Raw genomic sequence first — 6,852 nt, 5'->3', positions numbered from 1 at the left:
TCGCTGTAAACAGGTCCGTGGAATAAATGCCGCTCCCTTGCATCACGCCCAAGACCAAAAAAGCACCAGCAATAGCTGGTGCCTATGTTATAAGTTTTTCGGGACATTTTCAAAAACGCTTGACACACTTACTTTCCCGCCCCTTGCATTCCTCCGCAACCGGCCGCAAGTCTGCGTACCTGCAGGAACCTCTAAAACAAGCGATTTGCAATTTTTGTTTTATTTATTTTCATTTTTTACACACTTTCTGCCGATTATCCCTTTGCGTGTTCCTTTTTGATAACACTTCTTTAGAATCCAGTTGTCCAGCGGCTTTGCGCCTGATTCGCCAGGTGTTTTCCCTTTTTTCTCCCGTTTTTTTAATGAAGTTGACGATATTGATTCTTGCATTGACAGATTCCCTATGCTATACTTTAAGACAATCAATCACAACCGCACACAAGGAGGTAAAGCAATGACGCATACCATACATGGATTGCCACCCAAGCAAGGCTTGTACGACCCCCAATCGGAAAAGGACAGCTGTGGCGTTGGTTTTGTCGCCCATATGAAGGGATTGCAGTCCCATGCCATCATCGAACAAGGCCTGCAGGTCCTCGTCAACTTGACCCACCGTGGTGCCGTAGGCGCCGATCCGGACACAGGGGATGGCGCCGGCATCCTGATCCAGGTTCCCCATGCCTTCTTGTCCAAGAAGGCGTCCGAATTGGGCATGGCCCTGCCGGAAGCGGGAGATTACGGTGTAGGTATGATATTCCTGCCCCAGGAACCCAACGCCCGTTTCTTTTGCGAGGGTGTTTTTGAGCGCGTCCTGGAACAGGAAGGCCTTTCCCTCATCGGATGGAGGAACATCCCCATCAACGAGAAGGCATGCGGCCTGACCGCCAGCGGCACGCGGCCCGTTGTCCACCAGGTGTTCGTCGGCAGGGGTGCCGTCCATGCGGATGATTTCGAGCGCAAGCTTTACATCGTCCGGAAGCAGGTGGAAAAGGCGATTCGGGAGGCAAACCGCCAATACACGGAGGCCTTCTACATCTGCAGCTTGTCCTCCAAGACCATGATCTACAAGGGACAGCTGCTGGCCCACCAGATACCCGACTTCTTCCCAGACCTGCGGGATCCGGACATGGTCAGCGCCCTGGCATTGGTACACCAGCGGTACAGCACCAACACCTTCCCCTCCTGGGACCTCGCCCAGCCCTTCCGCTACCTGGCGCACAACGGGGAGATCAACACCCTGCGCGGAAATGTGAACTGGATGAACGCAAGGGAAGGCGTCCTGTCTTCCGAAGTCTTCGGTGATGAAATCAGCAAGCTCTTCCCCCTGATGGATCCGGACGCCTCCGACTCCGCAAGCCTGGACAACGCGCTGGAACTGCTGCTCGCCAGCGGAAAGTCCCTGGCCCATGCGGTTTCCATGTTGATTCCGGAAGCCTGGCAGGCCCACGAGAACATGAGCGAGGAGAAGAAGGCGTTCTACGAATACCATGCCGGCCTGATGGAGCCCTGGGACGGACCTGCGGCCGTAGCCTTTACAGACGGTGTGCAGATTGGAGCCACCCTGGACAGGAACGGACTGCGTCCTGCCCGTTATCTGGTCACCAGCGACGACCTGGTCGTCATGGCATCCGAGACCGGCGTCCTTCCTTTTGAAGATGAAAGGATCGTCCTGAAGGGACGGTTGCAACCGGGACGCATGTTCCTGATCGATACCGCCCAAGGCCGGATCATTTCCGATGAAGAGGTCAAGAATACCCTGGCCACCCAGAAGCCTTACAAGGATTGGATCTTGCGGAACAAGATCCTGTTGGAGGAGCTCCCCGTCCCCCACGAGATCACCCCTCTCGGCGCGCACCGCCTCCTGGAACTCCAGAAGGTGTTCGGATATACGGAAGAGGAGCTGAAAAAGGTGCTGGCCCCCCAGGCCATGACCGGCAAGGAACCCATCGTATCCATGGGAAACGATGCCGCCTTGGCCATCCTTTCCGAAAAGCCCCAGTTGCTCTACAACTACTTCAAGCAGCTCTTCGCCCAGGTGACGAACCCGCCAATCGACCCCATCCGGGAGCGTCTGGTCATGTCCAACCTGAAGCTTCTGGGGGACAGGGGCAGCCTGCTGGAGGATCTTGACGAAACCAAAGACGTGAACTTCATCGAATTGGCGCATCCCATCCTGGACAACGGTTCCTTCGAGAAGCTGGTGCACATCGACCAGAAGGATTTCCGTTCCGTGAAGATCCCCGCCCTTTTCCCGGTTGACGAGGGAGGGGAAGGCCTTCGGGAAGCCCTGGAACACCTGAACCGCCACGTGACGGACGCCATCGCCGAGGGCTACAACATCCTGATCCTTTCCGACCGGGGAGTGGACAAGTACAACGCCCCCATCCCCTCCCTGCTTACGGTGGCCAGCGTCCATCACCACCTGATCCGGGAGAAGCTGCGCACCAAGGTGGACCTGGTGGTCGAGACGGGCGACGCTAGGGACGTCATGCAGATGGCCCTGCTGATCGGCTACGGCGCCGACGCCATAAACCCCTATATCGCCTTCGACAGTCTGCACCAGCTTGTCAGCACGGGACTCTACATCGACAACGGCAGCTGCACGCCGGAAAAGGCCCACGCCAACTACAAGAAAGCCCTTGCGGACGGCCTCTTGAAGACATTCTCCAAGATGGGCATCGGCACCCTCCAAAGCTATCACGGCGCCCAGATATTCGAGGCTGTGGGCATTTCCTCGGATGTGGTGCGCACCTATTTCCCCGGCACCTCCTCCAGGATCGAAGGCATCGATTTGGACGTGATCGCCAAGGAAACAGCCCTGCGGCATTCCTATGCCTTCAATACCCTGCGCAACCCCTACAACGGATTGGAGGAAGGTGGAAGCCACCAGTGGAGGACCAACTCCGAGGACCACCTGTTCAATCCCGAGACCATCGCCAAGCTGCAGCAGAGCTGCCGCACCGGCGACTACAAGCTGTTCAAGGAGTACACCGCCCTGATCGACAACCAGGCCAAGAGGCTCAACACCATCCGCGGCCTGCTGAAGTTCAAGGAAAGGGAATCCATTCCCCTGGAAGAGGTGGAACCGGCAGAAAGCATCTTCAAACGCTTCGCCACAGGAGCCATGTCCTTTGGCTCCATCAGCAAGGAAGCCCATGAGAACCTTGCCATGGCCATGAACGCCATCGGCGGAAAATCGAACTCCGGAGAAGGCGGCGAAGACCTGGAACGCCTGAAGGACGCTTCCAAACGGAGCGAAATCAAGCAGGTTGCCTCCGCCCGGTTCGGCGTCACCACCGACTACCTGGTGAACTGCAGCGAGCTGCAGATCAAGATGGCCCAAGGCGCCAAGCCCGGGGAAGGCGGACACCTTCCCGGAGACAAGGTTTCCGAGGACATCGCCAAGGTGCGCCATTCCACTCCCGGCATCGACCTGATTTCCCCTCCTCCCCACCACGACATCTACTCCATCGAGGACCTGGCCCAGCTGATCTACGACCTGAAGAACGTGAACGAAAAGGCCAGGATCAACGTGAAGCTGGTGTCCGAAGTCGGCGTGGGCACCATCGCCGCTGGCGTATCCAAGGCCCATGCGGACGTGGTCCTGATTTCAGGGCACGACGGCGGAACCGGAGCCGCACCCATCAGCTCCATCAAATACACCGGCCTCCCCTGGGAGTTGGGTCTGGCGGAAACCCAGCAGACCCTCCTCCTCAACGACCTGCGCAGCCGCATCGTGGTCCAGACGGACGGGCAGCTGAAGAGCGGCAGGGATGTGGCAATCGCGGCCCTGCTGGGTGCGGAAGAGTTCGGCTTTGCGACCACCGCCCTGGTGGTCAGCGGATGCATCATGATGCGGAAGTGCCAGAACAACACCTGTCCTGTCGGCGTTGCCACCCAGGATCCTGAACTGCGCAAGTTCTTCCCGGGCAAACCGGAGCATGTGATCAACTTCTTCCGCTTCATCGCTTCCGAATTACGGGAGCATATGGCCGCCCTGGGCTTCAGGACCTTGGATGAAATGGTGGGTCGTGTGGACGTGCTGGAACCGAACACGGACATCCTGCACTGGAAGGCGCAGAACATCGATTTCAGCGCCATCCTCCACAAGCCGGAGCTGCCCAGCAGGATCCAGCCCCGCTGCGTCAAGAGCCAGGAGCACGGCCTGGAGGACATCCTGGACCGGCAGATGATCCAGGACGCGGCCCCCGCCCTCCACGAAGGGAAGGCGGTCAGTAACACCTATTCCGTCCGCAACATCAACCGCACCGTGGGCACCATGCTGGCCGGGGAGACCGCCCGGGTTACCGAAGGCAAACACCTTCCCGAAGACACCATCTGGAACAAGTTCAACGGCAGCGGCGGCCAGAGCTTCGGCTGCTTCCTCTCCAAGGGCATCACTTTTGAACTGGAGGGGGATTGCAACGACTACATGGGCAAAGGACTTTCCGGCGGAAAGATCATCGTGTATCCTTCCAGGAACGCCACCTATGTGCCTGAAGACAACATCATCGTGGGCAACACCCTGCTGTATGGAGCCACCAGCGGAGAAGTCTATATCCGCGGCATCGCAGGGGAGCGTTTCGCCGTGCGGAATTCCGGCGCCACGGCGGTTGTGGAAGGCCTGGGCGACCATGGCTGCGAATACATGACCGGCGGCGTTGCCGTCATCCTGGGCCGGACCGGCAGGAACTTCGGTGCGGGCATGAGCGGCGGCATGGCCTTCGTCTATGACGAGGCCGGCGATTTCGAAAGCAAGCATTGCAACTATGACATCGTGGAGACGGAACCGGTTGCCGATCTGGAGGACATCGTACTGCTGCGGTCCCTGATCGAGCGGCATGTCCGTTATACAGGCAGCAGCAAGGCCCAGGGAATTCTGGATGATTTCCAGAACCAGCTGGGACGTTTCGTGAAAGTCATCGCGCCTGCATACAGAAGGGTCCTTTCCATTCAAAAAACTGCCGCTGCGGCGGCAGGCAACTAGGAGGTGTCGTAATGGGTAAACTTACAGGATTCATGGAATACGAGCGGAACAACGGAAGCTATAAGCCGGCAAAAGAGCGCGTAGGCAACTATGACGACATCTTCATCCCTCTGGATGAGGCCGGCATGAAGGTCCAGGCTGCCCGCTGCATGGATTGCGGAATCCCTTTCTGCAGCAACAATTGCCCCCTTGGAAACATCATTCCCGACTTCAATGACCTGGTGTACAACGGCCAATGGAAAAAGGCTTTGGATATCCTTCATCTGACCAACAACTTCCCCGAATTCACAGGAAAGATTTGTCCGGCCCTTTGCGAGGGCGGATGTGTGCTGGGCCTGATCAAGGACCCCATCACCATCGAGCACATCGAACTGGCCATCGCGGAAAAAGGCTGGGAGGAAGGCTGGATCGTTCCCCAGCCGCCGGCAGTCAAGACCGGAAAGCGGATTGCCGTCGTGGGGTCCGGACCTGCGGGAATGGCTGCCGCCCAACAGTTGGCCCGTGTGGGACACGACGTGACCGTGTACGAGCGCGCGGAAGCCGCCGGGGGATGCATGCGTTTCGGCATTCCAGACTACAAGCTTCCAAAAAGCTACGTACAGCGCCGGGTGGATCAGATGGCGGCTGAAGGGGTGGTCTTCAAGACCAACACCAACATCGGTGTGGACGTTTCGGTCCACGCGCTGAAAAACGAATACGACGCAATCTGCCTGACAGGAGGCTCCACACAGCCCCGGGACCTGATGATCAGCGGGCGGGAGTTTGACGGCATCCATTTCGCCATGGATTTCCTGCCCCAGGCAAACAAGCAGAACGCAAGCATTCCGGTTCCCGAGGACCAGATGATCAGCGCAAAGGGCAAGCGCGTTGTCGTCATCGGCGGCGGGGACACCGGTTCCGACTGTATCGGCACCTCCCTGCGGCAGGGTGCCCTGGACGTGACCCAGCTGGAGCTGCTCCCCATGCCTTCCGTGGAGCGCCCCGCAAACCAGCCTTGGCCGGTTTTCCCCATGATCCTGAGGACCTCCTCTTCCCACGAGGAGGCCATGGCGGTATTGGACAAGGATGTCCGGAACTATGCCATCGGAACGAAATCCTTTGACGGCAAGGACGGACAGGTCACCCGACTGGACTGCGTGCGTCTGGACTGGTCCGCGGGTCCGGACGGAAGGATGCAGATGAACGAAATTCCGGGAAGCGAGTTCTCCATCGATTGCGACCTGGTTCTTTTCGCCATGGGCTTCCTGCATCCGGAACATCACGGCATGCTGGATGACCTGGGCGTGGAATACGACCAGCGCGGCAACGTCAAGACCGATTCCAAAAACATGACCAGCGTCCCCTCCATCTTCTGCGCAGGGGACATGCGCCGGGGCCAATCCCTGGTGGTGCACGCCATCGCAGAGGGACGACGTCTCGCCAAGCATGTGGACGAGTACCTGATGGGCAGCACCTGGCTGCGCAGCTCCCTGCGGGAAGTCGAATGACGGACCGGTTGGAGGCAAGAAAAAACAGACCTTTCGGTCAATGTCATTAAGTTAATGGCAGCAAAAAAGAATTCTGAGAAGAAGCATATGCGTTTTTTCTTCAGGATTCTTTTTTATGACTCGGAATATAATTTTATACATGACAAACAGACAGATTGCCATCTGCCCACTTTACATATACAATTGAAGTGGCTTATGCTACTCGATATAAGAAACTTACAGGTTTTTGAACGTTGACTTTCCTAGGGTCATGACGTCCAGGTCTAACCGGTAGAATATTTCTTTGGAGTAGCTGCTCTATATCAGGTGGTTTCAACTTTCTATTATTGCTTATGTATTCACGGCAAATGAAGATGGCTAAGGTGAAATTCACCTGAT

Annotated in this window: 3 protein-coding genes; all 3 read left to right on the top strand. The window is 57.4% G+C overall.

Features of this window, described 5'->3' with window-relative positions; translation table 11 throughout:
• Positions 1–280 (top strand): hypothetical protein (locus GXN74_RS14345; protein ID WP_212505826.1); only part of this gene is annotated, 280 nt, incomplete at its 5' end.
• 174 nt (positions 281–454) lie between these two features.
• A complete protein-coding gene (gene gltB, locus GXN74_RS13780) occupies positions 455–4,987 on the top strand; it encodes a glutamate synthase large subunit (RefSeq protein ID WP_162371520.1) in 4,533 nt (1,510 codons plus the stop codon).
• An 11-nt stretch (positions 4,988–4,998) separates the two neighbouring features.
• On the top strand, positions 4,999–6,474 hold the full coding sequence (locus GXN74_RS13775) for a glutamate synthase subunit beta (protein WP_162371519.1): 1,476 nt from the start codon (positions 4,999–5,001) through the stop codon (positions 6,472–6,474).
• Positions 6,475–6,852: the final 378 nt, after the last annotated feature.

The sequence above is a fragment of the Anaerotalea alkaliphila genome (assembly GCF_010179735.1).
In the GTDB taxonomy this organism is placed as follows: domain Bacteria; phylum Bacillota; class Clostridia; order Lachnospirales; family Vallitaleaceae; genus Anaerotalea; species Anaerotalea alkaliphila.
This window is presented reverse-complemented; position numbering and strand designations above follow the sequence as displayed.

What these genes read in the sequence shown, in the direction of transcription:
- gltB (WP_162371520.1), top strand. Translation starts at nt 455, where the DNA reads ATGACGCATACCATACATGGATTGCCACCCAAGCAAGGCTTGTACGAC.
- GXN74_RS13775 (WP_162371519.1), top strand. Translation starts at nt 4,999, where the DNA reads ATGGGTAAACTTACAGGATTCATGGAATACGAGCGGAACAACGGAAGC.